Source organism: Microbulbifer sp. ABH2_005 (genome assembly GCF_056160005.1).
On record NZ_JBSWWI010000001.1, the window covers coordinates 2,462,844 to 2,488,855 of the forward strand.

Consider the following 26,012-nt stretch of genomic DNA (forward strand, 5'->3'; position numbering starts at 1 on the left):
ACAGGACATCCTTATTCAGAGTTATAACAGTTCATTCAAAAAAAATTCTTTATACCACCTTGCTTTATATTTCTAAGCCCCACCTCCTTCAAAGAAGGAAAAGACTAAGGAAATCAATTAGTTACTTACTTACGCCTAGCGTAGATGTGCAAAAATAGATATAAAGCCGCGTTTTTCCATCTCAGTATTTTCACTGTTTCATATCATTTTGGGAACCCTTTAATAAGGCGGCAGCCACTGAACACCCAAAGGAGAATGATAAATGGGCGAGCGCTATTTCCTTGCGGTGTTGTATTCACGCTCATGGCCGCCGTAAAACTTATACCACTTTAAGGAAGGGGCCCCCAGGCAACTTATCGCGGAGCTGTTCCGCATAGCGGGCAACCTCTTCCAATACCGCCTTGCGCCATTTGATCTGCTGTACTGGAGCGCCGCCAGAGTGATTCTTGCCGGTATCGCAATAACGGCCAAACTCTTCACCCTTTGGCGTTAGCTCCCAGCGTTTCTTGTGCGGCTTGTATTCCACATGCTTCTGCAGCCCCATACGCTGTAGGATGGCGTTGAACTCTCGGGCACTCATTTCGTACGCTTTACCCAATTCCGAAGGGGTGTAGAGAGGTTCGTTATTCTCAGCCTCCAGGTGAGTTATACCCATCAACTGCATTGGGCTGATACCTATTGTTTCCTCCACAACACGATTGGCCAGCAGAGGGGAATGTGTATCCGGATAGGGTTTGCAAGTTGTTTAGTACTGCATCGCGGATGGTGATGCGTTGGGTCATTGGGAAGTACTCCAGAAATTTTGGGCATGAAAAAACCCGCTGGTGCGGGTTCGGAAATCTTGCATGCTGCAATATCTTTCGAGATAACTATTTTTCTGGTAATGGCTATCTAAACCTACAAGAGCTTTGAAAAATATCTTCAGGCGTTTAAATCTAACATCGTAACTCAGACTTGTTCCTGACAGCACCTAGACAAACATTACTTAGTCTCGGCTTTAAGTTTTTCAACTTTGCTCCTGAATTCGCTAGATAAAAAGGAAAATGCCTTTTCACGAAGCTCACCGAACTCTCTATTTATGATGTCTTCTCCATCAACTACTTGAGCAACTTGAGGTCTTTCCAACTTTGGTAAAGCAACCCCCATGAACTCACATTTCTCAGCTCCATTCCTTGTAATCTGGTAGAACTCTTTAGCCTTGAAGTTCAGATTTAGAGCCGTAACTCTGCAACCATCGCCCGGGTCGTTCGGGACTGCATCAACAATATCATTAGACCAATTCGTTACATCGTAGTACTGAGTCCTCTTTTGCATCACATCAAATGTTTGAGTCCATGAATCATCGTCAGGAAATATAAGATATAGTTCATCAAGTTCACAATACATGCCTGACTTGTAGCACTTGAGCTGAAAGTAATTAACTGGCCAAGCAATTCGCTCACCATGAATCATCATGGTTCCCTTAACCGTTGCATAACTATCAGATTTTCTACTGAAATAATCGGAGGGAAATGAAACCCTTGAAAGTTTTTGAAAACCTGAACGCTTCTCTAGGTTATGAATCTGCCATACAGTTAGAACCCCAGTAGCCTTATCACCCAAGTCTCTCTGAAATGACTTTACAGCACTTTCATAATCATCAATTCCTGGGTACATCAAAGTATTCAACTGCATTGCAAACTGCAATTCAGCCCCTTTCGCCAAACCGCTTCTCGCCGCAAACGAATACATCATAGGAACTTTACTACTGCGCTCCTTTTCTGGTAAATCAGCTATCTGCTGTGGCGTATAGTTTCGATACTTGTTTACAAACTCATCCTCAGCACGCACTGCAACTGATATACACAATACAATTAATACCCAAACTATTTTGGAAAGTTGCACCAATTCCTCCTGATGCTTAATAGTTAATTCAAGAGTGGCTTTTTATATACCTGTCTTTATAAACCCAATCTCAACCTTCATTGGTTTTCGAATAAAGGCTCTTATCACCCTTATACAGTCCAAATGATAACCTATTGGCTTGCTTCAACCGTCAACCTGTACCCGCCAAATAACTCCATCATCCACCAGTCGCTTGCGCACTCTATATACTACACCATCAAGCGTAACCACCGCCCCAGAGCTATAAAGCCCAACTTCACTCACCAGCAGACTCAACTCGATACGCGGCACCCGCACACGCTCCTCATCATCGAACTCGTCGATCTCCTGATCCTTAATCACCCGGCAAGCAATAGGCTCAGCACCGCTACCATCTGTATAGGTAGCGGGCTTGCCCCATTTGCGGAACGCGCGCTCTGCGGCTCGTTGGTCCAGATCCATCGATCACCTAAGCCTTCACTGTGCCAGGTACGCCGGTAAACTTCACCGCTAGGCTGGTAACGCCATCGCCGGCAGCCTCTGCGGCAAAGGCTGTGGGGCCGGTAATATCGCCGGTTGCGGCTGTTGCGGCACTATCGTCAAAGGCTTTTGAGGAAACGACCCAGGTCAGGGTTTCCCCCTGGCCAATCACTGCACCGGATACCTTGGGCACGCTAAACACACCTTCAATAGCAATCACACCGGATGCGCCGTTGGCGATATCATCCAGGGCCACGCCCAGCACTGCGCCGATGGCGACCACCTGGCCAGAGGTGATCTCTGAGCCGGTGGCATTGGCGTAATCGAGCATGCGGCCGTCTTGAACAAAATTGGTAGCCATTTCACTTTCCCCGCTTGGGTTTTGAGCTGTTGCAATAAAAAAGGCCGCGATGTGCAGCCCTATTCGGTTTTTTTTAGGTTTGGTTCGGTTTGGGTTTGGCATTAAGTCTTGGGTGTCTTCACCATGCCTTTAGCGTCCCAGGCTTTGGCGGCGGCATCGAGGCGGACTTTGAATTCCACCCCGTCCACATTCCAGCCGTTTTGTTGCTCGAGTACCGGCGCCTGCTGGCCGTCCAGGTAGAGTACTTCGATGGTGTCGTGCATATTGGGATCGGCACCCAGATACCAGCCGTTATGACCGTGCAAACGCGCATCGGATACCACGCTGGCGATATTGCGCACGCTATTGGGTACGGTGTTGTTTTTGCTGGTTGCACCCACTTCGAACTCGGATTCCAGTGCGACCCGTGCAGTACCCTCGTCGGCAATATCACAGATCAGGAATTTGGGGCGGATATTCAGGAAGGCATCGCCGTCCTTCTGCTTGCCCATTTTTACCCTTGCGGCATCAATGCTGCTGGTGTTAATCCCTGCTGCGGAGGCCAGGTTTCCATGGTCCTCATGGAACAGTGCCTTGCCATCGGCCATTTTTGGATTGTTGATCAGGATACTGAACACCAGGTCCCCCACGGTACGCACGGCGGCGAGGCCCATTTTTTGTGGGATACGGGTAAAGGCTCCCAGGTCGTCATTGATAATGGCCTGACGGGTAATAGAGAACATCTCGCCGTAGGTGGCCAGCACGGCGGTTTCGGCGCGCTCGCCCATGCTGACATATTTAAATTCTGCCCCCGTTGCCACCTGGCGCAAGGTTGGGAAGGAACCCAGGTCGGTGCGGGTGGCTATCTTGAAGTCGCTGAGGTTGCCGGTGGCGGTAAACTGCGGAAATACCTCCGCCGCTTCCGAGTAGCCCTTGAGCATGGCTTTATTGGCAATATTGCCGAGGACAGTGGCAAAGTCCCCGGAGCTATGGGTAAAGGCGGCGGCGACCACAGCCATTTTATCCAGGCCCGTTAGGTTCTGGCCGTGGGCGTGCATCAACATGCGGGCAATTTCCAACATGGTATAGCCGGCCAGGCCATTGCCTTCGGTGCGCTGTTCACCAAGGGCGCGCATAGCGATGGCATTCTCGGCATCCGCTTTCATACGTTTGATGCCCTCGCCTTCCTGCACTACCAGGCTGTAGCTTTGCACCGGGGTTGGGGTTTGATGGCCCAGGGCTTCAAGCAGTTTGTCTTTGGCTGCGGTTACTGTGCAATTCATATCATCGAGGCAGGATTGCATTACCGTGCTGTGCGCTTCGAAGCCCTTAAAAGCGGCTTTGATACCGTCTTTGCGTTTTTGCTCATCCGCTGCAAATTGCGCTCTGGCACTGGCTTCGATCTGCGCTTTCATTTCTGGGGTAACCTCGGTCGCAGCGGTTGCAGCTGGCGTGGTGGAGGTGGTTGTAGTCATGGCTTTCGCCTCCTGGCTATGGGTTTGGTTTGGATTGCCTGCAACCGCAGACGGGAATCTGAATTCAGTGGAACCCTGCACAACCAATGCACTAATGGCTTGAGGGGTATTTTTGAACTGGTTGAAGAGATCGCCGTTAAAACTGGCAGCCATCTCGATTGCTGCTGTGGTATCGGTGGCGAAGCCGGCCGTTACCGCCTCGGCACCGGTGTACCAGGTCTCGTCATCCATCACTTGGCTGACTTCCTCATCGGACATTCCTGTGCGGGAGGCATAGAGGCCGATCATGGTGGCTTTCACTTTGGCGAGCAGGCCTTTGGTTTTTTCCAGGGCGCGCTCATCGCCTCGCACACCGGCACTGGGGTTGTGCACCATGTAATAGGCATTTTCAGCGATATGGACGGTATCCCCGGCGAGGGCGATCACGCTGCCCATACTGGCTGCGATGCCTTCAATCCAGGTTTCCACCTCGGCTTTGTGATCTTTCAGCAGGTTGTAAATGGCAGTGCCATCGAACACGTCGCCGCCGGGGCAGTTAATGTGCAGATTGATCTTGCTGACATTGCCGAGCGCTTTGAGATCCCGGGCAAAGTCTTTTGCGGTTACACCCCAATAACCGATGGTGTCGTACAAATAGATATCGGCTTCACTGGTATTGGCAGCGGCAGTAATGCTGTACCAGGATTTTTTAGGCATTGCGGTCTCCTATTTAGAGTCGGACTCAGTATTTTCTGCGGGGACCGCAGCGCGTTTGCTTGGAGTGGTGATATCGTTTTCTTTCAGCTTTCTCTGCCAGGCAGCGGTTTGCTTGATTACATCGTCCGATTTCTTGCCCCGGCGGCGAATGGTCTGCTGTGGGCTGACCAGCACGTTTTCCAGCAGGGTTTCATCGGCGCTGGCTTCGTGGGCTGGGTTAATCCAGGGCATGACCGGGGTAATAAAATCGACGTGCATCAGGGTTGCCGGGTCGACATCAGCCGGCACTTGGAAGGCATCGGCCAGTAAACCCATTTGCACCCAGCGCCGGGTGACCGGCTCTACAATCTCCTCGCAGAATTCCAGGCTGAGAGTTTCGTAATTGGTCCACTGCTCCACCAGCTCCTGGCGCTGCGCACTATAAGTACCGTTGTAGTTTTTGCTGATGCTGCTAAAGCTGGCCATGGTGCCGGCGGCGGCCATGCGGTGCATGGTTTCTAAAAATGGCGTTAGCAGACCACTGGGGCGATTACTTTGGATGGTGCCGACAGATTCCCCTGGGCGGAGATCGTCATAGATGGCGCCGGCACGGATGTCGAGAATACGCTTTCCTTCACTATCCCAAGCATCATCATGCTCATAAGTATCAGGGCTGCCCTTCTGGATAAAACCCACCATGGCCGAGGCAATCTTGGCGGCAACGCGCTCGTTTTCTTCATAGTCTTTGATATCGTTGAGGCGATTCATCACCGCGGCAAAGATGGAAACTCCACGGGTTTGGTGCAGCCGGCGTACAAATTTCAGGTGCTCGATATTTTCCGCAGTGTGGCGCCTGCACTTCATGCGCCAGTTCAGTGAGGCTCCTGGGTGCTCGTCGTAGAGCCAAAAGGCCTTGGCTTCGCCCCAGGCAGATTTCTCAATACCCTGCACTATGCGCTGGCTGGGATCGTTGTAATCCACCGGCAGAAAATCCGGTTCCAGGCATTCGATGGTGTAAGGCACTGGGGTCCTATGCTTTAATCCCGGCACCGAGCCCTGCAGGTGCCGCAGTAGGGTTTCGCCATCCCGTAGCCAGGTATTACATAAAAGCCGCTGGGATTTGCCCCAGCTAAATTGCCGGGTGCATTCCGGGCGCCGTGCCCATTCCTTGTGAGCCTCATTCATTTGGCTGGCGAGGCCTTCGTGAATATCGCCATCCCAAGTTTTAGGTTGGAACTCCACATCGATGCCGCGCGGGCCGACGATGTTGTTGGTCATAGTGGTGAGAATGCCAAAGGCAAAATCGTGATTTTGCTCCAGGTGCCGGGCCTGGCCGCGCAGTGTTTCCACACTGCCTTCAATTACTAAATCCCCACTGCGGTTATCACCGGGATTTTTCCTCAGCCGGCTTGGCCGTGCGGCTTCATAGGCGGCGGCGATCTCCAAGGCGCGGCGGGCTTGCACGCGGCGCAGGGCAGCTTCGGGCGCAAAGAACCCGATAACAGAATCCAGTTTGTTCATTAGTAAAAGTTCGCGTAGGCGGGTCCGCGGCGTTTGCCGGCAACCTTGAGTTTTTCTTGCTGTGCGCGGCGCTCCCACTCCTGACGACCAGCGCGGATTTCCTGCAGGTTCTCTGCAGTAAATTGGCGGCCGTTAATCACCGTGGTTTTACCGGCGAGCACATCTAGCTCGGCCTCGATATAGAGGTCGACCATGGCTTGTGCGGTTTTCGACATTTAACTATCCAGTAGGGAGCCCACCGGCTGTGCTGGCCGGTGTAGTTTTTTCGGGGCTGGCTGAGATTGATCCGGTGATATTTCCGGTTCGCTAAACAGGGTGCGCTGGCCCAGCTGTGATTCAATGCTGGACCATTTTTTCTCGTTGTATTTATGCATGCCCTTGGCGTGGGCTGCGTGTAGGGCATAGACCTCGGTATCGGTGCCCTCGTTGGGTCTGCCGGGGCGCTGCTGCCAAGTTTCTCGGCCTTTATGCTTTTTACTGGGGGCTTTCACTTCGGCAGTCACCTGTTCCCAGTAGTCCTGCCGCACATGTTTGCAGCTGTGCATATAAGCACTGGTGCCGAGCAAACGTTTGGCAATCAGATCCTTGGCTTTATGGGTACCCACCATATAAACCCGAACCCCGTGGCGGTCAGCCTTGGTACGACGCTTGGGATTGTTGTAATCCACCTGTCTGGGTTGGGAAAAGATTTCCTTGGTGCCGAAGTCGTTACTGTCGCCTTTGATGGCCATCACCAGCACGCCGCGATGTTTTTTATCGCGGGTTCGCACCCAGTGATAGACCGCGTTGCTGGTGCCCCCATCGGAGGAGTCGATACTGACTGCGGCTGCGCGTATTTCGCCAAAGCGCTCGTGCTCGAAAGGCTGGAAGACTAGCTTATCCAGGGCAGCCCAGCAGTCGTCGCGCTTGTCTGCGGTATCGCCGTCGATCTCGCCCCAGAACAACTGCCAGCTTTCTTCATTGCGACCGAAAGCGCGTATTGATATCGCGAGGCGGTCGTGCTGCACATCAACGCCCACCGTTACCAGCAGGCCGCCGGCGGGGCAGGATAATTCCGGGTAGTCCTCGGCGGCCTCTTGTAGTTTTTCGTGGTCCAACAATCGGCTGGCGGCATACTGGTAGGGCCTGCCCAATTTGTTGTTCTGGAATACGATGCGCGCGGATTCATCCCCACTTTTGGCTTCGTGTTCGGCTTCGAGAAAATCCCGCACCACATCGGCAAGGCCGGTGCCGGGTATGCACACATAGAGCTCGGAAAGCTCCATAAAGGTTTCTATCGGTTCGATTTCATCGGGCTCAAAATCTTCACCGCATTGGGTTTTCACCCAGCCGGCAAAGTCATCTCCATTTTCTCGCGCCGTTTTACAGGTCTGCAGAATATTGGCCTGGCGGCGGTAGTCATCCCATTCGCTGCCACATTCCGGGCAGCCATAGATAGCCGTATCAGGCTGATGCAGGCCAAATACCGGGTGCGGTATACCCTCTTCCTTCTTCAGCCAGCGGACGTTTTCCCAATCCAGTACATGGGAGTCACCGCAGTCATGGCAGGTCACCGGCAGTACGCGCATGGTACCGAGCTTGGTGTAGTGCTCTACCTGGGAAAGATCCGCTACCGCCGGCGTGCCACCAATAATTAATTTCTTGTTGCGCATGCGCTTGAGGCGTTCGCGCAGGTGGCGAATGGAGTCGCCCTGATCGCCGACATCTTTGTTGGTATCGTCTGGCTCCTCCACATAGCCCCGGCGGGCTGTGGTGGATTTCACATTGGAGATGGAGTTGGAGCCAATGGTGCGCACCTCACCACCGGGGAATTTCTTGCGCGTCGAGCGGCTGCCGCCTTTGCGACTAGTGGTGACATCAATCACCCGATTCACTGCTGGCGAGCCTTCGATAATCGGCACCAGCTTTTCATCCATAAACAGCCGGCCTTTTTCATCCTTGGGGAACAGCATCAGGATGCGGGCCGGGTCGGTGACGGCGACCTTGCAGATATCGGTGGCCAGCAGAACCGTCCAGCCGATCTGCGCGGCCTTCTGCATTACCACCATCCACGACACCGGATTATCCAATGCGTGCATTACGCCCCAGAAATAGGGCACATAGTCGTTGCGGTAATAACCAGCGTTGTCGCTATCCTCCGAGGGCAGTTTGATATTGTCCGGTAGCCACTCGATCAGCGGGATTTTAGGCTGCGGTATCCAGGCCTGGCGCACCTCCTCCACCAGCCTCTTCAGATTCAATTTCGTAACTGCCAATAGCTTTGAGGGCAGCGTCAATGTTTGGCTGTAGGGGTTCGCGATCGATGGTAATGGCATGCTGGCTCTCGATAGCAATAACGATGCTTTCCACCGCTCCTAAAAATTCATTCTTGCCAATGGTGGACCACTCCACCATCGCCTTGCGTACGGACTCAATATCCAGAATTAATTGGTCTTGCCGATACAGCTCACGCATTTTTAATTGTGCATTTGCCTCTGACTCAACTGCCTGCGCCATATCGCGACGGTTGCGGGCCTCATTCGCTTGGCGTCCTGCAGCCTCGGTTCGCAGCCGCTCGCAGTACTCATGAAGCCAAACTCTGAAACTGGCACCTACAGTAAAAACGTCTGCCTTGTAGTGTTTGGCAATAGCCGGTTGAGTAGCGCCAACCAAGCGAGCAAAGCCCAATTGTGTGGCCTGATCATCAAGAGAGATATCACCAGCCAAGGTATAACCCCCTATGAAATTTTGGATATCTGTTAAAAAAGCGGGGTCCGAATCACCCGTGTGTTGGCCCCTCAGGAGGACCCGTTCAACGTCTTTTTGCGGTCGCAATCGCATGGTCCATGGCCTTATCCAGTTCTAATGGCAAATGCCTACGGGCTATGCCTTCAGCTATTCGGATAAAAGGGAAACGCTTGCGGTAATCTGGCTTGCCTTTGAGGAAAATCAGGATGGGCTTAACCGTTGGCCGGCGCTTACCGCCTGCCCTCTTCCACACACCCAATACTCCGTTTACCTTTCCTACAAAGTGTTTGCCTGTAGGCCCTTGAGCACTATTTGCCCCGCTCTTTTTTACACTGGTACCAGCACGGAGTTCTGCCAAAATCTTCTTATAGGTACCGACCGAGATATTCCCATGCTTGTTTAATCTCGCCACCTCGCCATGCACCACATACATACCAGCAGGTAGGACACCCATGTGCCGAAGGGCTCGCTCAAAGCGCTTATCGTTCCGGTTCACATCCATAATCGACGGAGCCAGATATTTACTCGGTGCAGTTCCATTGGAAACCTGATCACGGATAAAGACTTTGGCAATGCCAGAACGCTTCGTGGCTTTCTTTACCAATACAGAGTTCAGCATTAACTTTGCAGGGTTTGTAAATACACGCCCCATCGCTGAGCACTCTTCTCCCCGTATACGAAAGGCCACGTTATTTAGGGCAACCGAACTGGCATAAGGTAATTGCTTTTTTAATTCAGCAGATGCTCGATCAAACTTTGAAGTATCCAGCTTTACACTAACGTCCATCGTCCCCGCCCTGCTGCTCCTGCAGCTTCAAGCGCTTGTGGTTGTAATACCAATTAACCATTAAACCTGCCGCAGCTATCAGCACACCAGCAAGACCAAGCCAGTTGTTTGCAAGCCAACCCGCGAAAGTTCCAGCACCAATAGCAGTCATATAGCCAGCCTTATCCGCTATCTCTCTGAGGGCATCCTGAAGTGTCATGTCTGCTTCCAGGCAATAGTTGCCTTCTCAACGCTGCGCCCCACGACATAACCACCGAGGCCGATTTTTACTATTTCCAGAAGGGCGAGAGTCTGGTTCTCGCTGAGGTTTGGCGCTGTCCACCCCAGCCAATGAAAGACGATCAGCCCCACGAACGTGAGCATTGTTACTGGCCGCCAGTTTCTTTGTAGCCATGACTCTCCCCCAGCTTCTGCAGTGATTACCTGGGTAGCCGCTCTCAGCTCCTCCAGGTCCATTGAGATTAACTTTGAATCTACCTGCGCCTTTAGGCGGTTGGCCTCTGTCTTATCCGGGAATGCCTTGTCTATGACCTTGCCGAGTAAGCTGGATATAGCTGAAATCATTAGTAGCTCCACACCGCAGGGCGCGCCCGCTCGCCAGAAATTGAATCAAGATCATCCAAATGGATAAACCGCTTTTTGATCGGCCCTTTCTGCTTCACCCCTATACCGCTGAAACCTTCTTCTAAGGCAACTTTCATAAGCTCATGTGCTCTGCCTACAGCCACAGAAATATCAACAGCTTGCCCGGTAGCATGAGTCATGGTCGCATTTAATCGTTTGTTGTGAGCTGAGCAACGATAACCGGAATTTATAACCATTGGCTTGCCGAAGCGCTCCCTGACTCTAATCAGGCGCTTTAGCGTTTCATCTTTAAAATAATTTTTGCCACAGCAACGACAAGCCAATTCCAACTCTGTGAAATAGTCGTTATCAAACATGGAAGTACCAGAAATGAAAAAACCCGCACAGGGCGGGTTAATTCTTATGAAATAAGTTTCGTTACAGAACGACTTTACTAAGACTTTTTACTGATTTAAATAAACAGCGTATCTTAAAGCTTAAATCAAAAATAAGGATGCGATTAAAGCTCGTAAGCTTCCCTCAGCATATCTTTAAGATAAATATGATGTGTTTCAAATTCCATACCTTGCGCGTCTTTAACTTTAATACTGACAGCTGTTTCATCACCATCAGGCCCAGGCATTGTTGAGACTTCTAGCTTGTATGCTTCATAAAATTTTGTTTCATCACCAAAAGGTGCGTGAAAATGGTAAACCTCTTTCCCCTCCCCAAACCACAGCAATTCGATAACAAATGCCATATCACCATTGCTTGAATTTGGATCAACAGCTGGATTATCTTTTAGCGACAGCTCAACCTGACTGCCATCAACTGTAAACGATTTGACATCAACAACTTTGCCTGGAGTCACATCAACTAATTGTCCATGAACAGAAAATAGTCTTTGCTCAAAATTTAGTGAACGCTCTTCCCCAATAAAATTTTCAGCTTCAGAGACAAAACCTTCAATGTGAACCGTTTCATTATTTGGATTTCCAGCATTAAAACCGTCTACTGCAATATCGAGCTGACGATACACCCAAACATCATCGACGGTAGAATAAAATCTCCAACCTTGATCATTTTCTTTAAAATCACTTACTGACAGACCGGGCGCATGAGGAAAATTAATTGTTAACGATGTAAGCATAGCAGGCACTGAATTATCCGCTTGCTCAACAGTCAAAACCACAGAGCTAGCGTCATTCAAATTTAGGCCTGGGTACTGTATCTCACCGTTAGATGAATGTAGATCTTGAAGTTCATACTTGAACGTTTTAGCTTGCGCACCGAAGGATATTAAAGCCACAGAAACAGCTACTGTTTTAATGGTATTTCTTAAAAACATAAAAATTCACTGAAAAATAAATTGAATTAACCGCTCGAAGAGAAAGTGAACCTTATAACGCACATCAAAACCCAGCACCTGATCACATTTTTCGGAAATTCCATTCAAAAAAGATATAAAGCATAAGTTAAGGTCTACAGAATTTTATAAACGGTAGTAAACCTTATTAAATTATATACAAAAAAAACCGGCTCAGAGGCCGGCTTTATTCTGCAAAGCGGAAAAACCGCATGCTGGGGAATTTATACCTACTCAGGACAAAGCTGTCAACAGGCCTTTTTAAATCTAATGCGGTACTCTTGCACCAACTCAGACACAGGCCCCAAAGCTCTTCCGGGCAAAGGGTCCAGACGCCGCTGTAAGCGCTTCCAAATTTTCACCCACTCCCTATCCCAACGCTTTTTGTCACACCCTAATATTTTACGTGCATGACCTAGATCTATTGATCGCCCATTCACATCCCGCAACGCACTCGCGCTAATACAAAATAACGCCAACTGGCTAACCTTATCCCTCGGGTGCGGCTCCTCCCACTTATCGAATTCAGACATCAAGTACTGCAACAGCGCCGCCCGCTCTTTAAATCTTTTTGCCGGTGGCGCATAGGCAGCCATGCCCCAGCAGTAAGCCAGTGGATCACTTTGTCTCAGCTTGGCAACCACGCTCTGAATGATTCCCTTCTCACAGGAATCCATAACCCGGCTACCGCTACCCTTGCCCACAATCGTTTCAACACCACTAACCCGAGGCGCATCAATGCGGCAAATAACCTGATTAGCCTCTCCCTGCACCTCACCCCGAATAATTATCTTCCGCCCTCGCCGAGTCTTTGAGGTGACCGTGCTCCTATTACCCATAGCCTCATAATCAAACGCCGCCGCAGAGCCATCAAAGGCATCATGCCAAGCCTGTCTCGCTGAATCGAATCTCATGCCACCTCCCCCAAGACTGTAAACACCAACCTCAACTGGCCCGGCTGGGCCCTATCACGCTGCCGCCTGTAAACTTTCGGCATTTTCCCTAAAAACCTTCCTCGCCACATGCATATTATCCCGGTGGAAAGTCCCCAAATAATCCTCATGCACCTCTCGGATTTTATTTTGCGTCACCACCGTATGAGCAAACACCAAATCCACCTGGCGCGGGTTATCCGTGCGGAATACCGCTAAGGGTCTACTCGCAACGGTTGTCATAATTCGCTCTTTGGCTTCTGTGAGAGTCACAACGGTCATAGCTATCGCTCCTTGATGTTTCGTATTTACCAGCTGGTGTCTGACAAGATTTCACCGATTGGACGGTCTCGCGTTCGCTGCTGGGGCACTGAGCGCTGTGGAGGAATAAACCTTTCCCGCCTCACCCAATTGCGCCACACGGCCAACCAATCGCACCGCACCCCCTGCTTGCCCGACTGAGATTTCCAGTAATCACCAAAGCTGGCCGCGATATCGTAGATCTGGTGCATCACCTCAGGGCGAACCTTGACCGCCTCATCGTAGAATTCCTGGGTGAGCTGCCAATCATCGGGAAGGCGGGAACCGCGCTTGGATCGCGGGGCCTGCTCCTGGCAAACAGCAACCGCACCCCCCTGCTCGCGCTCTCTCTGGTTATTTTCTAGATTAGTTACTTTCTTAGTATCTTTACTTTCTTGTGTCGGCAAACCCGGATACGGTAAATCCGTATCCGGTAAATCCGTATCCGGGTTTTCAGGAAGTGGATCAGCATCTCTTGGAGTATCAGAGATTTCATAGTCCATACCGACTATTTTTCCCCGCTCACCACGCCGAGTAATGCGCTTGCAATAACCAGCATCGATCAACTCACCTAATAGCTTGTAGATCTTGTCCCTGCCCTCCTGAGCCTCTTTGGCTAGTGCCGAAGGGGAAACCTCCCAATGATCAGGTTTTGACAACAGATGCAGCAGCAAACCGCCAGCAGCAAAAGAAATACGGCGATCGCAGACAACGGAATTAGCAATCACCAAATAATTTGAAGACGGCCGAGCACTTCGACGAATCATGCAGCAGCCCCCCCGAAGAAAAATGAATGGGTCATTTTGTTTTTACCTATCCTTGATTTCACTATTCGTGCATAGCGAACTACACCCAACAGAAGCACCAAAGGCGCATGGAAATGAGCGCCGGTCTTTCCCGGCTGCCAGCGGTCTTTCCCGCCGTCGTCAAAGCGGGCCGGGTTGGCGTCCCTCACCGGCCCTTTCTATGGCATCTGGTAGAACCCTGTATAAATCCCCATATACCGCAATGAATTAATCCTGACCTTCACTCACCGCAGAATGACAGGACAATAAAATGGGGATTTGAAAATGATCGTTATTCTGGCTTCACCGACTAACCCACACGGGCTTAACTTGCCTCCCGAACCTCTGGAATGCCTTGCTGATCTATTTGCCCCTCCAACGAACCAAACACATCAGGGCGCAAACAGGCGCGAGATACCTTCCGCTGAGTAGCCAACTCAATTTTTGTGCATAGCTTTGGAGGAACTGCTCTCAGCCCTCGACGCATCTGAGACACAAAGACCGGCGTAACCCCAATTGCCCGCGCTAGCTTGGCCTGAGAGCCAACCACCCTCACCGCATCATCGATTGCTGAATTGATCACGTCCTGGGTCATCTCGGCTTCTCCCTGCTGTCAGTAGCCAAAGTATTAACTTTCGGCTACTTGAAATCAATAGCCGCTAATTAATTAACTTGTAGCTAACATGTCGATATGAAACATCCTGACTTTGCAAAGCGGTTTAAACAGGCCGTCACACATGCCGGTGTAGAAGACACGCAGGAGGCCCTAGCTCGCCTGTTTGATGTCAGCACCGTGACTATTTGGAGCTACCGGAACGGTGAAAAATTACCGCGCATGAGTACCGCCACACGAATTGCAGAAACTCTCGGGGTGTCAGTGGATTGGTTGCTCACTGGGGCCGGTAAAGGTCCAGGACTGCTAGGTAACACGGAGGGAAGCAATGTTACACAAGGACCAAGAATTCAAGGGAGAATCCCCCTGATCAGCTGGGTACAAGCAGGTGCTTTTTGTGAAGCGGTAGATCTGCTAGAACCCGGCGAAGCCGAAGCATGGCTGCCCTGCCCAGCTGCACACTCAGACCGCGCCTACGCACTACGTGTGAATGGCGACAGTATGACTAGCCCCTACCCAGGCCAGCGTTCTTACCCTGAGGGAACAATCATTTTTGTCGATCCCGACAAACCTCTTACTAATGGATGCCGGGTTATCGCCAAGATAAATGGAGAGGCGACTTTCAAAACTTATGCTGAAGACATGGGCCACATTTACTTGCGCCCGATCAACCCAACTTACTCACCGATGGATGTGACCGGCAAAGACGTAACCTTTTGCGGGGTTATTATTGGCTCTTACACCCCTGAATAAAAAAAAGCCCGCAAATACGGGCTTTTTAATACTAAGAATCACAACAGTATTTTTTTAGCCATCTCAACTTCTATAACACCGCGGGATACACAGTTCAAAGTCAGATTTTGAGCCAATTCTCCCGGTATATACTCTCCCTGGATGTTTGAACGAACAATCACGGCTTTATCATCAACGACCACATTAAAAGCCACCTCCGTCTTGGTGTGATTGTCATTCAAGTAATCCATCCCTTTAGCCGTACCACAATGGGCCTGCTCTGGCGAAAGCCTCCAATCTTTAAGGGAGGTCGAGATATAACCCGCCTCTAAGTCAGTAGATAAAATCTTAAATCCATCTCTCAACAAGGCCTGCCTTGCCTTACTCAATACTTCCTGCTTGCTAGAGAAATGCTCTATAGCGAAATATTCGCTAATTATCACTGGCGCATCATTCTTTACAGCACAGCCCTCAAGGCCAAATACCAACAGAACTCCTACCACCACATAACTTAGCTTTTTCATTCTTATCCTCCGTGATAAGTGCGCTTCGAGCATACCAAGGGTATTAACTGTGGAAAATTAACTTATGGCTATTGACCAGCATGTTAACTTTCGGCTACTTTAATTGCTAACCAAGGACAGGGCACTCAAATGGACACCGCCAAACACCTCAGACCACTGGCACCACGACAGGCCGAAGCGCTGACCCATCGCGCTCGTGGACTCTCCAATCGCGAGACAGCCCAGGCTATGCAGTGCTCAGTCACGAACGTAACCAACCTGCTGGCCGAGTGCTTTTACAAACTCCACGCCCGCAACAGCACAGACGCAGTGGCCAAAGCGGTAAAGCACGGACTGATTCAATTCGTCCTGCTCTCCTGCGTACTCAGCGGCATCGGTGCTGATGCTCAAGACCAATTACGCACCCGCTTCCAGCGCCGCCCCACAGTTCGAACCATTCGCATCCGCAACAACCGGGAGGGAATCGCATGACCGCCACCGTGTTTGTACATCCAACGGCCATGAGCAAAAACCATATCGACCAGCTGAAACGCCGCATCGATATCGTCAACGCCGACCACAAAGCGCACATCCGTTTAGTGCAGCCAAAACCCACTTTTGCACGGCCAACACAAAACAATAATTGGCCCCCATTTGGAGGTGATGCCGCATGAATACTTACAGCCCAACCCAGAGCGTGGAAACCCTGCTCCGCGTTGCCAACGGATACTCCGGCGCGAGTGAAATAGCCGCACAGGTTTTGCTTTCAGCCTGGAATAGCAGTGATTTCGCAGTCCCCGTTGCCAACCTCTCCCTGCTGGATGGCGACAACTATGAACACGCCCTCAATGTGATGAATCTGCGCTACCACGGCAGAGAACCGCAAAGCGTAATTGCAGACGGCGATAAAAAACTGAGTGCCCTCTACCGCGAATGGAACCACTTGGAAATACAGAGGAAGGAAGCAGCGTGAGCGAAACCCAGCCGCTCCCGCAAATGCCCTGCCGCCACTGCGGAAAACCCGCAGAACCGGCATTTAACGGGCAATTGCAACTACGCGGCTGGAGCTGCCAACCCTGCCGACACTGGGAGCCCGCCATCGGCAGAGAAAGGAAGTTCAAAAAAATAACGGGGTTAAGCCATGAATGAATTTAGCCGGATTTTGGAGCTTTACGAAGAGCTAGCACGCACAGTACAGCTGCAACAAATCCAAATAAATCAACTGCGCATACTCGCAGCTAAACAAGCTCAAAACCCAAATATAAAACCGAAAAAACAGGAGGCAGCGTGAAAAAGGAAAAAACCTTCACCATCACCCAGGCCGCCAGAACCGTGAAACTGGGTAGAAATACCCTGCTGAAATTAATGCGGGAAAACGACTTGCTACATAGCCGCGAACCCATGCGCAATACGCCAACAAAACAGGCTGTTTCACAACAGCTGCTAATTGCCATAGCCGATGAATATTACCGAGGCCCGGTAAAAGTGCAGTACATCACCACCAAGGTAACAGCCAAAGGCATGGTCTGGATTCGCGACCTTGTTGAAGACAAACCCATACCCAAAGCCAGCTAAAAATTTAACCGCGCCCAGGCGCATTAGTCAGCTGTAACCGTTAGGGCTGCCGGTACGGAGCCCATTTTAAAAATGGGAGAAACCAATGAAACGATTTGCAATTTTTTGCGGCAGCTACAACAGCCTAATGATGGGCGGAGCAAAAGATTTTAAAGAGTCCGTACACACCGAAGAACAGGCACTGGAAAGGGTTAAAGAAATCGCCAAACCAGAGGCTTTTATTGACTGGATACAGATATTCGACAAGGAAACCGATACAGCGAGAAACTTCAAATTCTATAGAGGCGAGTTAAAGGAACAAAAACCCGACGAGTGCGAACGCCCATCAAAAAAATTAATAGCCGCAGCCGAGCCTCAATACGCTTAACCCTAAAAAATAGCTCACTCAGCCCGCCCAATGCGGGCTAAGTGGGTAGAGGATATTGAGAAATAGAGAATGGCCAAGCGTAAACCCCGTAAACCCATGAGCAAGCAGGCCCAACACGCCCGTCTGGTAAACCGCTGGCTGCCCGGCTTGGTCCTCACCGCTCGCAGCAGCACCGGCCTAGATAATGATGGCGACCCCATTCTCGATATCAGCCATCGACGCCAAGGCGGCGCCGTTGGCGATATAGCCCGCGCCAAGCTGCAGCACGAAATCCTCAACTGGCAACACCACTGGCTGGTAACGGTTTTTGTCGAGTGCAAAACCCCAGAGGGCGATTTCTATAAAGACTCCACCGAGTTCAAATCACGCGGAGTCCGCCTAAACGACTTGGCCGAGCTGGTGCGCCCAGAGCTGGACACTATCCAAAACCAAGGCAACCCCAACCACTACAAAGACCACGGATGGCAAGCGGAGATTCTGCCGAACCGCAAGCAGGAAAAAGGGAGAGCAGCATAATGAAGGAAAGACCTATTTTATTTAATGAGGATACGGTGTGGGCAATTCTGGATGGCCGTAAAACTCAGATCCGCAGGCCAATAAAACCGCAACCAGATACTGTCCGTCACGGGAAGCCATTCACCTGCACTGGACTCCCAACTACCCCGATAACTTGCCCCTGCGGTGAACCTGGCGACCGCCTATGGGTGCGCGAAACCTGGAAACCTTCTATTTCTCATACGTGCGCAATGGACACCTGTGACTGCGAGGATGTGAAGGTCGAGTATTTAGCCGATGGTAGTTTCGAATTCTTCAGGGATGACGATATCGCTGAAAGCTGGACCATGCCCAAGTCAGCCCAAGAAGGAAACAATACCCCCTCAATCCACATGCCCCGCTGGGCCAGTCGTATCAACTTAGAAATAACTAATGTTCGCGTTGAGCGTATTCAAGATATCAGCGAGGAAGACGCAAAAGCCGAAGGCGTTGATGGGCCTGAGTCTGCAGCCGCTCAATTCTGTGGATGGTATGAAAAACCGCGCCCAGCATTCCGCAGGGTTTGGGAATCCATATACGGCAACGACAGCTGGGACCAAAACCCATGGGTATGGGTTATCGAGTTTCGCAGGGTTGAACAGGCAGAGGTGGCAGCATGAGCAAACTACTCACTAAGTACGAAATTGGTCGCTTAACCGGCGTTGGCGCAGAAAATATTGAGGAGCAAAAGCGAGTATTGGACAGGAATCGCATTCCCTACGTCATTAAGAAAGACCGCTCTCCCGCCCTGACCTGGGAAATGGTCAACCAAGCTAAACTCATGCAAGTGACCACCACCAGCCACAACGGGCAAGGACCTCAAATACCATCAGGTGTGAACATGAGCGCCATCAATGGCTAGACCAAGAAACCCCAAGAACGCCTGGATGCCACGTTGGGTTGAGAATTACCCGCGCGGCTACCGGGTGAAAATACGCGGGCAAGGAGCTTGGCACCTCTGCGGCCCTGATGCAACTCGAGCCGAGGTATGGACCGCTTATGAGCTATGGGAAAGCGGCCAGCACGGCAAGACCTTTACCATTGCCGACCTGTTAGAGTTGTATTTAGCCTCCCCACAGTACACCAAAGAGCTAAAACCTCAGACCCAAAAAGACTATGCGCGGTACGCTAAGAAAATAGAGGCGGTATTCGGGCCTGCAAATCCAGACACCATCTCTTCACCAGTAATCCAAATGTATATGGATGCCCGCGGGCAGCAGTATCCAACAGCCGCCAATAGAGAGAGAACATTCCTCAGCATTATTTATCGCTGGGGAAAGGCTCGTGGATTCGTGTCGGTCGATGACCCAACCAAGGCTGTGAAACCTCTCAAGGAAAAACAGGGTGGTCGCTATGTCGAAGATTCAGAATATTTAGCCTTTTACACCTGGCTTGAATCCAGGGGACACACTACACACGCTGCTGCCATGGAAATTTCATACCTCTGCGGCGCACGGCAGCAAGATGTTCTCGCATTAAAGCGACAGGACATTACCGACGAGGGTTTAATGATTTGCCAGCAAAAAACCGGCAAGAAGCAGCTGAAACTCTGGACGGAGCGATTGCACGACGCGGTTGAACTGGCACTTAAAAGCAACACCAGCTCCAGGTCACAAAGTATGTATCTGATTCGTGGCCGAACTGGGCAGCGCTTTACTCGAGACGGGTTTAATAGCACCTGGAGCCGTGAACAGAAAGCAGCCAATGAGGCCGGCGCCCTACCCGCTCGCTTTCGATTTCATGACTTAAAGATAAAAGGCATCTCAGACTTTGAAGGCGACAAGCAGGAGTTCAGCGGGCATAAGACTCGCAGCATGATGGAGCGCTACAACCACACCGCCGATAAGGTTGTTTCTCTCAACAAGGCGAGGATTAAAGAAAAGAAGGATACGCCAAAGGGCACTGGATAAATATCCAATCGGGGGAACTGAAAGAATCGATTGTGGTAAAAATTACCCCCTCGAATTACCCCTCAAGAGCCCAAAACTAAAAAACCCCGCACTAGGCGGGGTTTTAAGTCCTTGATAAACAAGGAAGAATCTGGGGTGGCCGACGGGGATCGAACCCGCGACCTCAGGAGCCACAATCCTGTGCTCTACCAACTGAGCTACGGCCACCATAACAGTGATATACTTCAGCACCTTGTGGCAGTACTGATTTCCGGATATCTCTTGCAACCAATCTGGCTTCAGACTAAGTCCTTTTTGCCAAACCAGCACCATCTTGTGTAGATGGCACGCCCGGCAGGACTCGAACCTGCGACCATCCGCTTAGAAGGCGGATGCTCTATCCAGCTGAGCTACGGGCGCAAGGTGAACCCGGAAAATTGGTCGGGGCAGAGGGATTCGAACCCCCGACATCCTGCTCCCAAAGCAGGCGCGCTACCAGACTGCGCTATGCCCCGTTTTTCCAATCATTCGCATCTCTTTGACCCTGTTAACCGCCCCGTAGGTGGTTGTGTAAGTCGCTGTAGCTGCGAAGTGCGTGCATAGTAATGATACCCCCGGCCCATGTCAACGCTTCTAAGCTATTATTTTTAAAGAAGTTTATCCTTTTGCCTATCTGGGCCCAGAAGTGGCGAAATTATTTCCAACCTGTGCGAAAATGGCGCACTTCGCGAATCCGACCGGATAAAAAGTAAGCGTTTTTAAAAATCGCCTGCTTCCGCCCTTCTATATACAGTAGGTGCTGGAGCAGACTCCGGTCTATTAGCCATCGATTTTTTATTGTTAGAGATAGCATCTATGTCTGCACTGGTTCTGGACGGCAAGGCCCTGGCACAGAAAACTGAAGAAGAACTCTCGGCTCGAGTAGCCGTACTAAAAGAGAAGAGCGGTGGGCAAACGCCAATCCTGGCGACCATCCTGGTGGGTGATGACCCCGCTTCAGCTACCTATGTAAAGATGAAGGGCAATGCTTGCCGCCGCATCGGCATGGATTCCATGCAGGTGGAACTGCCCTCCTCCACCACCACTGAGGAGTTACTCGCCAAGATTGAGGCGCTCAACGCCAACCCCAACGTCCACGGTATCCTACTTCAGCACCCGGTGCCGGCACAGATCGATGAGCGTGCCTGTTTCGACGCGATTAGCCTGGAGAAAGATGTAGATGGCGTGACCTGCCTGGGCTTTGGCCGCATGGCCATGGGTGAAGAAGCCTATGGCTGCGCAACCCCCAAAGGCATTATGCGCCTACTGGAAGCCTACAATATCGAAATGGAAGGCAAGCATGCCGTAGTTGTGGGCCGCAGTCCTATCCTGGGTAAGCCGATGGCTGCCATGCTGTTGAACGCCAACGCCACCGTAACTATCTGCCACTCCCGTACTCAAGACCTGGCAGAACATATCCGCCGCGCCGATATCGTAGTGGGCGCCGTGGGTAAACCGGAGTTTATTAAGGCTGAGTGGATTAAAGATGGCGCAGTAGTTGTGGATGCCGGCTACCATCCAGGCGGCGTGGGCGATATCGAACTAGGCCCGCTAACTGAGCGCGTTGCCGCCTACACCCCGGTGCCCGGCGGTGTTGGCCCCATGACCATCAATACCCTGATCTACCAATCTGTCGATTCCGGTGAACGCAAGATTGGCTAGTTCTATACGGTTGGATAAGGCGGTCAGTCAGGTGACTGACCTCTCCCGCTCCGATGTGAAGCGCGCTGCCAAGGCGGAGCGTATCAGTGTAAACGGCGAGATAGTCACCGATCCGGCCGCCAAGGTGCAGGCCAGCGATGCACTGTACCTGGACGGCGAGCCCCTGCACGAGCCGGGGCCACGCTACATTATGTTGAACAAACCCCTGGGCTATGTAAGCGCGACCAAAGATGGCGAGCACCCTACGGTGCTGGACCTGATTGACGAGCCCAACAAGGCCAAGCTGCATATTGCCGGGCGCCTGGATATCGATACCACCGGGCTGGTACTACTCACCGATGATGGCCAGTGGTCACATAAAGTGACCTCGCCGAACCACCACTGTGAGAAAACCTATTACGCTCTGCTGGCTGAGAAAATTGAGGAAGATGCGGTGGCAAAGTTTGCCAAAGGCATCTGGCTCAATAATGAAAAGAAAAGAACCAAGCCGGCCAAGCTTGAGATTCTCTATGCCAACGAGGTGCGCATCACCATCGGTGAGGGCCGCTACCACCAGGTCAAGCGTATGTTTGCCGCCCTGGGCAACCGGGTAATCGAACTGCATCGGGAGAGAATCGGCGATATTTTCCTGGATGAAGAACTCCAGGAAGGCGAATACCGGCTGTTAACTTCTGAAGAAATTGCTTCGGTACAATAAAGACTATGTCCTCGCTTCTCCTCCAGGAAATCTCACAGGTGCCGAGTGAAACCCTGTGGATCGCCGATGAAAACAGCAAGCCCTTGCTACAGCCGGGTTTCCACTTCGAAGGCGATCTCCTTACCAACCGCTGGGATATTGCCGAGCTGGCCCAGGGTAAGGTTGGGCGCAGCTTCTATAACGACTTTCACTTTGAAGAGCTGAATCGCCGCTATCGCCGCATTGTTTATTCAGTTTCTAAAGAGAAGGCCGTCGTTCACCATATCATCAACCAGGCCCCCCGACTCCTCGGAGAGGGTGGCGAACTGGTGTTACTGGGTGAAAAGCAGAGCGGCATTAAAAGCTATGCACTGAAAGTTGCGGAGCGCTTGGATAGCAGTAAGCATCTGCAAAAATTCGGTAACGATTATTGCAGCGTTAACCGGGTGGAGCATCCTCAGGGTGGAAAGCTCATCGCTGAGGAGGATTACCCGCAGCTGCGCAGTCTGCCAGAGTTAGGCGACCTCTACAGCAAGCCCGGTCTGTTCGGCTGGAACAAGATTGACAAGGGCAGCGCCCTGCTGGCCCAGCAACTCACCACCGAGCTGCCCAAGGAAAACGCCCAGGTAGTGGACCTCGGCTGTGGCTACGGCTACCTCAGCACACGGCTGGCATCACTGGGGAGCTTCCACTTTACCGCTACCGATAATAATGCCGCCGCCCTGCTCGCTTGTAAGAAAAACTTTCAGGCTCTAGGGATAAAAGGGGTAGTACTGCCCTCGGATGCCGGAGATGAGTTGGAAAGCGGCGCTGCCGATCTGGTGCTGTGCAACCCGCCCTTCCACCAGGGGTTCCAGGTGGAGGGCGATCTCACCGATCGCTTTCTGCAACAAAGCGCACGGTTATTGAAAATAACCGGTACGGCACTCTTTGTGGTGAATGAGTTTATTCCGCTGGGTAAAAAGGGGCCGCGCTACTTCTCTGAAGTGCAGTTGATCACCAAAGAGAAGGGCTTCTGTGTATATCGGCTGCGCCCTTAGGGCGCAGTTTGCCGACGTCTAAATAAGGCGAGCAGTCGCCAGGGGGCAAAAATCAAGCTTGCGAACCAGCGAGACCGGTAGAATCAATAGTCGCGCAAATTAAACAGATTCATAGAGAGGGTGTGCTCCTCCAACTCCTCCAGTTGCCGCAAGCGTTCGAAAGCCTCACGCGCGGAAGGTGTCTCCGCACCCTGAGCCAGATCCCGGTATTGATCGGCCAGGTAGATCTCAATATCCATTGCCAGTTTGGCAATGTCGTCTAGATTGTCGATATCGATACTACGCAGACGCTGCAGGAACTCCTTCTCGCGCCCTTCTGGGGCAAATTGCACCCAGGTATGCAGGGCACCAGGAGGCAGGTCGGCGTGGAAGTTCTCCAGCGAGTGCTTCATGGAGTCCTCCCGTCGTCGAAGCTGATCTAGGAGCAGCTCAACCCGCTTGTTGGTGGCAAGCTGCTCATACTCTTGGTATTGCAGCGCCAATTTGGCATGAAAATCCCTTCCTTCCTGAATAACTTCCTCAACTGTTTTGTACCGCATTAACGAGCCCTGGAGTAATAAGTCGCTAATGTCAGTATAGACAGACTGTGAGAAAGGGCGCCAACAAGACCCCACAAAAAAACGACAATGGCATTTTTCTCTCTATCTAGTTTGCGGTTTGGGCAAGCCAGTCAGGAAACTCAACGCAAAATTCGGTGATGGGTATAGAGACGACAGCTGGGGCTACTGGGATTGATTTTGCCTGGAGCGCGGGCATTCAGTTCCGACAGGGAAAGTGTCTTTCTACTCACTGCCAGGATATGGTTTTCATATTGGGGCATATAGGCCATCCAGGCGCCACGTAGACGATTGCGTAAAGTTTTTTGACACCAGGCACTGCCTCGAAGCTCCTGGAGATCGCCAAAATTGCTGACCAAAACACCCTCCTTATGTAGGAGGTGCATTAAGCTGGCACACCATGCTTGATTTGCGGGTACGGCACGCTGTGCCACCCCCTGGAAGTGACCAAACAAATCATCGATCACCAGATCAAACGGCTCATTGGAGGGGTTTTCCAGATAATCTGCTACATACTCTTTGGCATCGGCATGCACCAGCTCAACATCCTTAACACCGAAGTAGCGGCGAGCCACCTGCAGGTGAACCGGGTCCAAGTCCACACCAACGATGCGCTCTGCTGAGGTATAGGCCTGCAGCAGGCGAATCAGGGCACCGCCCCCCACCCCCAACAGCAATACCGAATTCAGACGCTTCTCTGGGAGAAAGAAGGCAGGCAACATAAGCAGCTCCCACAGGGAGCCCTTAAGGGGATCGCGGGGATTCCACTGGGAATGAAATACCCCGTTACTGTACAAGCGCACACTGGCGCCGTGGTTGCGCACCTCGTAGCGGGTGTCTCCCACCTGCTTCTGCCACAATAGCGCCATTAGCTTTTCGGCAGGTCAGAGGATTTCAGCAGAACCTGGGCAAAGCCCTGTAAGCCGGCAAGGTCTTCCTGAGTGAAGCGGGCAACGGTGGGGCTATCGATATCCAGCACTCCGAGGCATCGGCCGTTATTATCGTAGAGCGGAATAACCACTTCAGAAGCAGAAACCGCATCGCAAGCGATATGGCCGGGGAACTGATGCACATCTTCCACTAGCTGGGATTCACCAGTGGATACCGCTGTGCCACAAACCCCGGCACCTACCGGAATCCGAGTACAGGCGGGCTTACCCTGGAAGGGCCCCAGGCGCAGCTCATCACCATGCAAAAAGTAGAAGCCCGCCCAGTTGATATCTTTCAGCTCCATAAACAGTAAGGCGCTGGCATTGGCAGTATTGGCCAGCCAATCATTCTCCGCTGATAGCAGGCCTTCGAGTTGACTATTGAGCGATGTGTAGAATTTATTTAACGACATTGGCCGGGGCGCCCCCTCACAATCAGTGGCTGTAAAACGCATTTGCCAGATACAGCAAACCCGCGAAATACCTGGCACGGTGTGCACCAAGAGGCAGGTATTTTGCGGGCTTTACAGCAGGAATCAACCGGTGAAGGTAAATTACTGGTAGGGGTCCAACACTTCCTTTTCCGTAGACTCCTTTTGATACTGGTCCGCATCTATAGTGGGGCGTGACCACTCATCACTCTCACCCTGCCCTTCTCCCGAACGGATTGCAGGCGGGGCCGTAGTAACATCGGAGGCCATCAGAGCGGAGCGTTTTTGCTCGAATCGCTTTTCCACTACCGGCTTGGGCGGCATGGACGGGTTGGACTCCCGGCGGATGCGATTGGCCATAGTGGACAAATTCGGCCGGCGACGCTCTGCAAGCTTCACGGCTTCAAGCTCGCTGTTAAGCCGATTGACCTCCGCCTGCAAATCTCCCATCTGCGCCTGCAGCTCGGTAATCTGGGTCAGCACACCTTTAACTTTGCGGCTTTCCTTCTCATATAAAACAGCGGCGCCGCCAAAGGCCAAAGCAAAAATGACCAAAATGGAAAACTGACGCATAGAGATCTCCAGGAACTTCCCTTGTTATTTTTAAAGGGCATTTTTACCGTAAATTTCCTGCATCTTCCGAGATGTTG

37 protein-coding genes and 3 tRNA genes are annotated in these 26,012 nt (G+C 51.6%); 14 read left to right on the top strand and 26 right to left on the bottom strand.

What is annotated here, in order from left to right; genetic code table 11:
• Positions 1–319: 319 nt before the first annotated feature.
• The 18 genes from ACXAFI_RS10690 to ACXAFI_RS10775 all read right to left on the bottom strand — a co-directional run bounded on the left by ACXAFI_RS10690 (position 320) and on the right by ACXAFI_RS10775 (position 14,410).
• Complete coding sequence (locus ACXAFI_RS10690; protein WP_475108787.1) at positions 320–664, bottom strand: hypothetical protein; 345 nt, start codon at positions 662–664, stop codon at positions 320–322.
• A 317-nt stretch (positions 665–981) separates the two neighbouring features.
• Positions 982–1,884: a hypothetical protein gene (locus ACXAFI_RS10695; RefSeq protein WP_475108788.1), complete on the bottom strand. Its 903-nt coding sequence runs from the start codon at positions 1,882–1,884 to the stop codon at positions 982–984.
• Positions 1,885–2,028: 144 nt separating this feature from the next.
• Positions 2,029–2,325: a head-tail joining protein gene (locus tag ACXAFI_RS10700; protein WP_475108789.1), complete on the bottom strand. Its 297-nt coding sequence runs from the start codon at positions 2,323–2,325 to the stop codon at positions 2,029–2,031.
• Between the two features lie 7 nt (positions 2,326–2,332).
• Entirely contained in the window at positions 2,333–2,704 is a 372-nt protein-coding gene (locus ACXAFI_RS10705) for a capsid cement protein (protein ID WP_475108790.1), read from the bottom strand.
• Between the two features lie 101 nt (positions 2,705–2,805).
• Positions 2,806–4,854, bottom strand: coding sequence for a ClpP-like prohead protease/major capsid protein fusion protein (locus ACXAFI_RS10710; protein ID WP_475108791.1), 2,049 nt, complete (start codon positions 4,852–4,854; stop codon positions 2,806–2,808).
• A 9-nt stretch (positions 4,855–4,863) separates the two neighbouring features.
• Positions 4,864–6,354 carry a phage portal protein gene (locus tag ACXAFI_RS10715; protein ID WP_475108792.1) on the bottom strand — a complete coding sequence of 497 codons (1,491 nt, stop codon included), beginning with the start codon at positions 6,352–6,354 and terminating at the stop codon, positions 4,864–4,866.
• A complete protein-coding gene (locus tag ACXAFI_RS10720) occupies positions 6,354–6,569 on the bottom strand; it encodes a primosomal replication protein PriB/PriC domain protein (protein WP_475108793.1) in 216 nt (71 codons plus the stop codon). Before ACXAFI_RS10720 ends, ACXAFI_RS10715 begins: the two co-directional genes overlap by 1 nt.
• Positions 6,570–8,594, bottom strand: a complete 2,025-nt coding sequence (locus ACXAFI_RS10725; RefSeq protein ID WP_475108794.1) for a terminase gpA endonuclease subunit — start codon at positions 8,592–8,594, stop codon at positions 6,570–6,572.
• Positions 8,539–9,060, bottom strand: a complete 522-nt coding sequence (locus tag ACXAFI_RS10730; RefSeq protein ID WP_475108795.1) for a hypothetical protein — start codon at positions 9,058–9,060, stop codon at positions 8,539–8,541. Before ACXAFI_RS10730 ends, ACXAFI_RS10725 begins: the two co-directional genes overlap by 56 nt.
• A gap of 85 nt (positions 9,061–9,145) precedes the next feature.
• Positions 9,146–9,868, bottom strand: a complete 723-nt coding sequence (locus ACXAFI_RS10735; protein ID WP_475108796.1) for a hypothetical protein — start codon at positions 9,866–9,868, stop codon at positions 9,146–9,148.
• A complete protein-coding gene (locus tag ACXAFI_RS10740; protein WP_143732445.1) occupies positions 9,858–10,067 on the bottom strand; it encodes a holin in 210 nt (69 codons plus the stop codon). The genes ACXAFI_RS10735 and ACXAFI_RS10740 overlap by 11 nt, the downstream gene beginning before the upstream one ends.
• Positions 10,064–10,432 carry a 3TM-type holin gene (locus ACXAFI_RS10745; RefSeq protein WP_475108797.1) on the bottom strand — a complete coding sequence of 123 codons (369 nt, stop codon included), beginning with the start codon at positions 10,430–10,432 and terminating at the stop codon, positions 10,064–10,066. The genes ACXAFI_RS10740 and ACXAFI_RS10745 overlap by 4 nt, the downstream gene beginning before the upstream one ends.
• On the bottom strand, positions 10,432–10,809 hold the full coding sequence (locus tag ACXAFI_RS10750; protein ID WP_475108798.1) for a D-Ala-D-Ala carboxypeptidase family metallohydrolase: 378 nt from the start codon (positions 10,807–10,809) through the stop codon (positions 10,432–10,434). The genes ACXAFI_RS10745 and ACXAFI_RS10750 overlap by 1 nt, the downstream gene beginning before the upstream one ends.
• Positions 10,810–10,952: 143 nt before the next feature.
• On the bottom strand, positions 10,953–11,780 hold the full coding sequence (locus ACXAFI_RS10755; RefSeq protein WP_475108799.1) for a hypothetical protein: 828 nt from the start codon (positions 11,778–11,780) through the stop codon (positions 10,953–10,955).
• Between the two features lie 266 nt (positions 11,781–12,046).
• Positions 12,047–12,712: a hypothetical protein gene (locus tag ACXAFI_RS10760; protein WP_475108800.1), complete on the bottom strand. Its 666-nt coding sequence runs from the start codon at positions 12,710–12,712 to the stop codon at positions 12,047–12,049.
• Between the two features lie 54 nt (positions 12,713–12,766).
• Positions 12,767–13,012, bottom strand: coding sequence for a hypothetical protein (locus ACXAFI_RS10765; RefSeq protein ID WP_475108801.1), 246 nt, complete (start codon positions 13,010–13,012; stop codon positions 12,767–12,769).
• Between the two features lie 26 nt (positions 13,013–13,038).
• Positions 13,039–13,797, bottom strand: coding sequence for a hypothetical protein (locus tag ACXAFI_RS10770; protein ID WP_475108802.1), 759 nt, complete (start codon positions 13,795–13,797; stop codon positions 13,039–13,041).
• A 343-nt stretch (positions 13,798–14,140) separates the two neighbouring features.
• Positions 14,141–14,410 (bottom strand): YdaS family helix-turn-helix protein, encoded by a 270-nt coding sequence (locus tag ACXAFI_RS10775; RefSeq protein ID WP_475108803.1) that lies wholly within the window; start codon positions 14,408–14,410, stop codon positions 14,141–14,143.
• Positions 14,411–14,506: 96 nt separating this feature from the next.
• Between ACXAFI_RS10775 and ACXAFI_RS10780 the strand changes: the two genes are divergently transcribed.
• Positions 14,507–15,181: a LexA family protein gene (locus tag ACXAFI_RS10780; RefSeq protein WP_475108804.1), complete on the top strand. Its 675-nt coding sequence runs from the start codon at positions 14,507–14,509 to the stop codon at positions 15,179–15,181.
• Between the two features lie 38 nt (positions 15,182–15,219).
• Here ACXAFI_RS10780 and ACXAFI_RS10785 read toward each other — a convergent pair whose 3' ends face one another.
• Positions 15,220–15,684: a hypothetical protein gene (locus ACXAFI_RS10785; RefSeq protein WP_475108805.1), complete on the bottom strand. Its 465-nt coding sequence runs from the start codon at positions 15,682–15,684 to the stop codon at positions 15,220–15,222.
• A gap of 129 nt (positions 15,685–15,813) precedes the next feature.
• Here ACXAFI_RS10785 and ACXAFI_RS10790 point away from each other — a divergent pair, with 129 nt between their 5' ends.
• The 10 genes from ACXAFI_RS10790 (at position 15,814) to ACXAFI_RS10835 (ending at position 20,049) form a co-directional block, all read left to right on the top strand.
• Positions 15,814–16,155, top strand: a complete 342-nt coding sequence (locus tag ACXAFI_RS10790) for a response regulator transcription factor (protein WP_475108806.1) — start codon at positions 15,814–15,816, stop codon at positions 16,153–16,155.
• The gene (locus ACXAFI_RS10795; RefSeq protein WP_475108807.1) at positions 16,152–16,337 is read left to right on the top strand and encodes a hypothetical protein; all 186 of its coding nucleotides are present in this window, start codon (positions 16,152–16,154) and stop codon (positions 16,335–16,337) included. The genes ACXAFI_RS10790 and ACXAFI_RS10795 overlap by 4 nt, the downstream gene beginning before the upstream one ends.
• Positions 16,334–16,636 carry a DUF7673 family protein gene (locus ACXAFI_RS10800; protein WP_475108808.1) on the top strand — a complete coding sequence of 101 codons (303 nt, stop codon included), beginning with the start codon at positions 16,334–16,336 and terminating at the stop codon, positions 16,634–16,636. The genes ACXAFI_RS10795 and ACXAFI_RS10800 overlap by 4 nt, the downstream gene beginning before the upstream one ends.
• 168 nt (positions 16,637–16,804) lie before the next feature.
• Positions 16,805–16,954, top strand: coding sequence for a hypothetical protein (locus ACXAFI_RS10805; RefSeq protein ID WP_475108809.1), 150 nt, complete (start codon positions 16,805–16,807; stop codon positions 16,952–16,954).
• A complete protein-coding gene (locus ACXAFI_RS10810) occupies positions 16,951–17,238 on the top strand; it encodes a phage antirepressor KilAC domain-containing protein (protein ID WP_475108810.1) in 288 nt (95 codons plus the stop codon). Before ACXAFI_RS10805 ends, ACXAFI_RS10810 begins: the two co-directional genes overlap by 4 nt.
• An 85-nt stretch (positions 17,239–17,323) precedes the next feature.
• Complete coding sequence (locus ACXAFI_RS10815; RefSeq protein ID WP_475108811.1) at positions 17,324–17,605, top strand: hypothetical protein; 282 nt, start codon at positions 17,324–17,326, stop codon at positions 17,603–17,605.
• A gap of 69 nt (positions 17,606–17,674) precedes the next feature.
• Positions 17,675–18,121 (top strand): hypothetical protein, encoded by a 447-nt coding sequence (locus ACXAFI_RS10820; RefSeq protein ID WP_475108812.1) that lies wholly within the window; start codon positions 17,675–17,677, stop codon positions 18,119–18,121.
• A complete protein-coding gene (locus ACXAFI_RS10825) occupies positions 18,121–18,759 on the top strand; it encodes a hypothetical protein (protein ID WP_475108813.1) in 639 nt (212 codons plus the stop codon). Before ACXAFI_RS10820 ends, ACXAFI_RS10825 begins: the two co-directional genes overlap by 1 nt.
• Entirely contained in the window at positions 18,756–19,001 is a 246-nt protein-coding gene (locus ACXAFI_RS10830) for a hypothetical protein (RefSeq protein WP_475108814.1), read from the top strand. The genes ACXAFI_RS10825 and ACXAFI_RS10830 overlap by 4 nt, the downstream gene beginning before the upstream one ends.
• Positions 18,994–20,049 carry a tyrosine-type recombinase/integrase gene (locus ACXAFI_RS10835; protein ID WP_475108815.1) on the top strand — a complete coding sequence of 352 codons (1,056 nt, stop codon included), beginning with the start codon at positions 18,994–18,996 and terminating at the stop codon, positions 20,047–20,049. The genes ACXAFI_RS10830 and ACXAFI_RS10835 overlap by 8 nt, the downstream gene beginning before the upstream one ends.
• Positions 20,050–20,180: 131 nt before the next feature.
• Here the strand turns inward: ACXAFI_RS10835 and ACXAFI_RS10840 are convergent.
• From ACXAFI_RS10840 to ACXAFI_RS10850, 3 genes are all read right to left on the bottom strand, one after another.
• Positions 20,181–20,256, bottom strand: a tRNA-His gene (locus ACXAFI_RS10840).
• A 115-nt stretch (positions 20,257–20,371) separates the two neighbouring features.
• Positions 20,372–20,448 (bottom strand) — tRNA-Arg (locus tag ACXAFI_RS10845).
• A gap of 18 nt (positions 20,449–20,466) precedes the next feature.
• Positions 20,467–20,543, bottom strand: a tRNA-Pro gene (locus tag ACXAFI_RS10850).
• A 340-nt stretch (positions 20,544–20,883) separates the two neighbouring features.
• Here ACXAFI_RS10850 and folD point away from each other — a divergent pair.
• From folD to ACXAFI_RS10865, 3 genes are read left to right on the top strand one after another with little or no spacing between them, the layout of a single operon-like run.
• Positions 20,884–21,729, top strand: coding sequence for a bifunctional methylenetetrahydrofolate dehydrogenase/methenyltetrahydrofolate cyclohydrolase FolD (gene folD / locus ACXAFI_RS10855; RefSeq protein ID WP_152453122.1), 846 nt, complete (start codon positions 20,884–20,886; stop codon positions 21,727–21,729).
• A complete protein-coding gene (gene rsuA / locus ACXAFI_RS10860; RefSeq protein ID WP_475108816.1) occupies positions 21,722–22,426 on the top strand; it encodes a 16S rRNA pseudouridine(516) synthase RsuA in 705 nt (234 codons plus the stop codon). Before folD ends, rsuA begins: the two co-directional genes overlap by 8 nt.
• Before the next feature lie 5 nt (positions 22,427–22,431).
• Positions 22,432–23,445 carry a class I SAM-dependent methyltransferase gene (locus ACXAFI_RS10865; protein ID WP_475108817.1) on the top strand — a complete coding sequence of 338 codons (1,014 nt, stop codon included), beginning with the start codon at positions 22,432–22,434 and terminating at the stop codon, positions 23,443–23,445.
• An 83-nt stretch (positions 23,446–23,528) separates the two neighbouring features.
• On the opposite strand, the gene ACXAFI_RS10870 is transcribed toward ACXAFI_RS10865, so the two are convergent.
• From ACXAFI_RS10870 to ACXAFI_RS10885, 4 genes are all read right to left on the bottom strand, one after another.
• Positions 23,529–23,984, bottom strand: a complete 456-nt coding sequence (locus tag ACXAFI_RS10870; RefSeq protein WP_444921854.1) for a hypothetical protein — start codon at positions 23,982–23,984, stop codon at positions 23,529–23,531.
• A gap of 140 nt (positions 23,985–24,124) precedes the next feature.
• Positions 24,125–24,871 carry a methyltransferase domain-containing protein gene (locus ACXAFI_RS10875; protein WP_475108818.1) on the bottom strand — a complete coding sequence of 249 codons (747 nt, stop codon included), beginning with the start codon at positions 24,869–24,871 and terminating at the stop codon, positions 24,125–24,127.
• Positions 24,871–25,344 carry a GAF domain-containing protein gene (locus ACXAFI_RS10880; RefSeq protein ID WP_475108819.1) on the bottom strand — a complete coding sequence of 158 codons (474 nt, stop codon included), beginning with the start codon at positions 25,342–25,344 and terminating at the stop codon, positions 24,871–24,873. Before ACXAFI_RS10880 ends, ACXAFI_RS10875 begins: the two co-directional genes overlap by 1 nt.
• A gap of 141 nt (positions 25,345–25,485) precedes the next feature.
• A complete protein-coding gene (locus ACXAFI_RS10885; protein ID WP_444921851.1) occupies positions 25,486–25,935 on the bottom strand; it encodes a hypothetical protein in 450 nt (149 codons plus the stop codon).
• Between the last annotated feature and the right edge of the window lie 77 nt (positions 25,936–26,012).

Bases quoted from the DNA above. Each gene is read 5' to 3' on its own strand.
- ACXAFI_RS10690 (WP_475108787.1), bottom strand. From the start codon at position 664: ATGCAGTTGATGGGTATAACTCACCTGGAGGCTGAGAATAACGAACCT.
- ACXAFI_RS10700 (WP_475108789.1), bottom strand. From the start codon at position 2,325: ATGGATCTGGACCAACGAGCCGCAGAGCGCGCGTTCCGCAAATGGGGC.
- ACXAFI_RS10705 (WP_475108790.1), bottom strand. From the start codon at position 2,704: ATGGCTACCAATTTTGTTCAAGACGGCCGCATGCTCGATTACGCCAAT.
- ACXAFI_RS10710 (WP_475108791.1), bottom strand. From the start codon at position 4,854: ATGCCTAAAAAATCCTGGTACAGCATTACTGCCGCTGCCAATACCAGT.
- ACXAFI_RS10715 (WP_475108792.1), bottom strand. From the start codon at position 6,354: ATGAACAAACTGGATTCTGTTATCGGGTTCTTTGCGCCCGAAGCTGCC.
- ACXAFI_RS10720 (WP_475108793.1), bottom strand. From the start codon at position 6,569: ATGTCGAAAACCGCACAAGCCATGGTCGACCTCTATATCGAGGCCGAG.
- ACXAFI_RS10735 (WP_475108796.1), bottom strand. From the start codon at position 9,868: ATGGACGTTAGTGTAAAGCTGGATACTTCAAAGTTTGATCGAGCATCT.
- ACXAFI_RS10740 (WP_143732445.1), bottom strand. From the start codon at position 10,067: ATGACACTTCAGGATGCCCTCAGAGAGATAGCGGATAAGGCTGGCTAT.
- ACXAFI_RS10745 (WP_475108797.1), bottom strand. From the start codon at position 10,432: ATGATTTCAGCTATATCCAGCTTACTCGGCAAGGTCATAGACAAGGCA.
- ACXAFI_RS10750 (WP_475108798.1), bottom strand. From the start codon at position 10,809: ATGTTTGATAACGACTATTTCACAGAGTTGGAATTGGCTTGTCGTTGC.
- ACXAFI_RS10755 (WP_475108799.1), bottom strand. From the start codon at position 11,780: ATGTTTTTAAGAAATACCATTAAAACAGTAGCTGTTTCTGTGGCTTTA.
- ACXAFI_RS10760 (WP_475108800.1), bottom strand. From the start codon at position 12,712: ATGAGATTCGATTCAGCGAGACAGGCTTGGCATGATGCCTTTGATGGC.
- ACXAFI_RS10765 (WP_475108801.1), bottom strand. From the start codon at position 13,012: ATGACCGTTGTGACTCTCACAGAAGCCAAAGAGCGAATTATGACAACC.
- ACXAFI_RS10770 (WP_475108802.1), bottom strand. From the start codon at position 13,797: ATGATTCGTCGAAGTGCTCGGCCGTCTTCAAATTATTTGGTGATTGCT.
- ACXAFI_RS10775 (WP_475108803.1), bottom strand. From the start codon at position 14,410: ATGACCCAGGACGTGATCAATTCAGCAATCGATGATGCGGTGAGGGTG.
- ACXAFI_RS10780 (WP_475108804.1), top strand. From the start codon at position 14,507: ATGAAACATCCTGACTTTGCAAAGCGGTTTAAACAGGCCGTCACACAT.
- ACXAFI_RS10785 (WP_475108805.1), bottom strand. From the start codon at position 15,684: ATGAAAAAGCTAAGTTATGTGGTGGTAGGAGTTCTGTTGGTATTTGGC.
- ACXAFI_RS10790 (WP_475108806.1), top strand. From the start codon at position 15,814: ATGGACACCGCCAAACACCTCAGACCACTGGCACCACGACAGGCCGAA.
- ACXAFI_RS10795 (WP_475108807.1), top strand. From the start codon at position 16,152: ATGACCGCCACCGTGTTTGTACATCCAACGGCCATGAGCAAAAACCAT.
- ACXAFI_RS10800 (WP_475108808.1), top strand. From the start codon at position 16,334: ATGAATACTTACAGCCCAACCCAGAGCGTGGAAACCCTGCTCCGCGTT.
- ACXAFI_RS10805 (WP_475108809.1), top strand. From the start codon at position 16,805: ATGAATGAATTTAGCCGGATTTTGGAGCTTTACGAAGAGCTAGCACGC.
- ACXAFI_RS10815 (WP_475108811.1), top strand. From the start codon at position 17,324: ATGAAACGATTTGCAATTTTTTGCGGCAGCTACAACAGCCTAATGATG.
- ACXAFI_RS10820 (WP_475108812.1), top strand. From the start codon at position 17,675: ATGGCCAAGCGTAAACCCCGTAAACCCATGAGCAAGCAGGCCCAACAC.
- ACXAFI_RS10825 (WP_475108813.1), top strand. From the start codon at position 18,121: ATGAAGGAAAGACCTATTTTATTTAATGAGGATACGGTGTGGGCAATT.
- ACXAFI_RS10830 (WP_475108814.1), top strand. From the start codon at position 18,756: ATGAGCAAACTACTCACTAAGTACGAAATTGGTCGCTTAACCGGCGTT.
- ACXAFI_RS10835 (WP_475108815.1), top strand. From the start codon at position 18,994: ATGGCTAGACCAAGAAACCCCAAGAACGCCTGGATGCCACGTTGGGTT.
- folD (WP_152453122.1), top strand. From the start codon at position 20,884: ATGTCTGCACTGGTTCTGGACGGCAAGGCCCTGGCACAGAAAACTGAA.
- ACXAFI_RS10865 (WP_475108817.1), top strand. From the start codon at position 22,432: ATGTCCTCGCTTCTCCTCCAGGAAATCTCACAGGTGCCGAGTGAAACC.
- ACXAFI_RS10870 (WP_444921854.1), bottom strand. From the start codon at position 23,984: ATGCGGTACAAAACAGTTGAGGAAGTTATTCAGGAAGGAAGGGATTTT.
- ACXAFI_RS10875 (WP_475108818.1), bottom strand. From the start codon at position 24,871: ATGGCGCTATTGTGGCAGAAGCAGGTGGGAGACACCCGCTACGAGGTG.
- ACXAFI_RS10880 (WP_475108819.1), bottom strand. From the start codon at position 25,344: ATGTCGTTAAATAAATTCTACACATCGCTCAATAGTCAACTCGAAGGC.
- ACXAFI_RS10885 (WP_444921851.1), bottom strand. From the start codon at position 25,935: ATGCGTCAGTTTTCCATTTTGGTCATTTTTGCTTTGGCCTTTGGCGGC.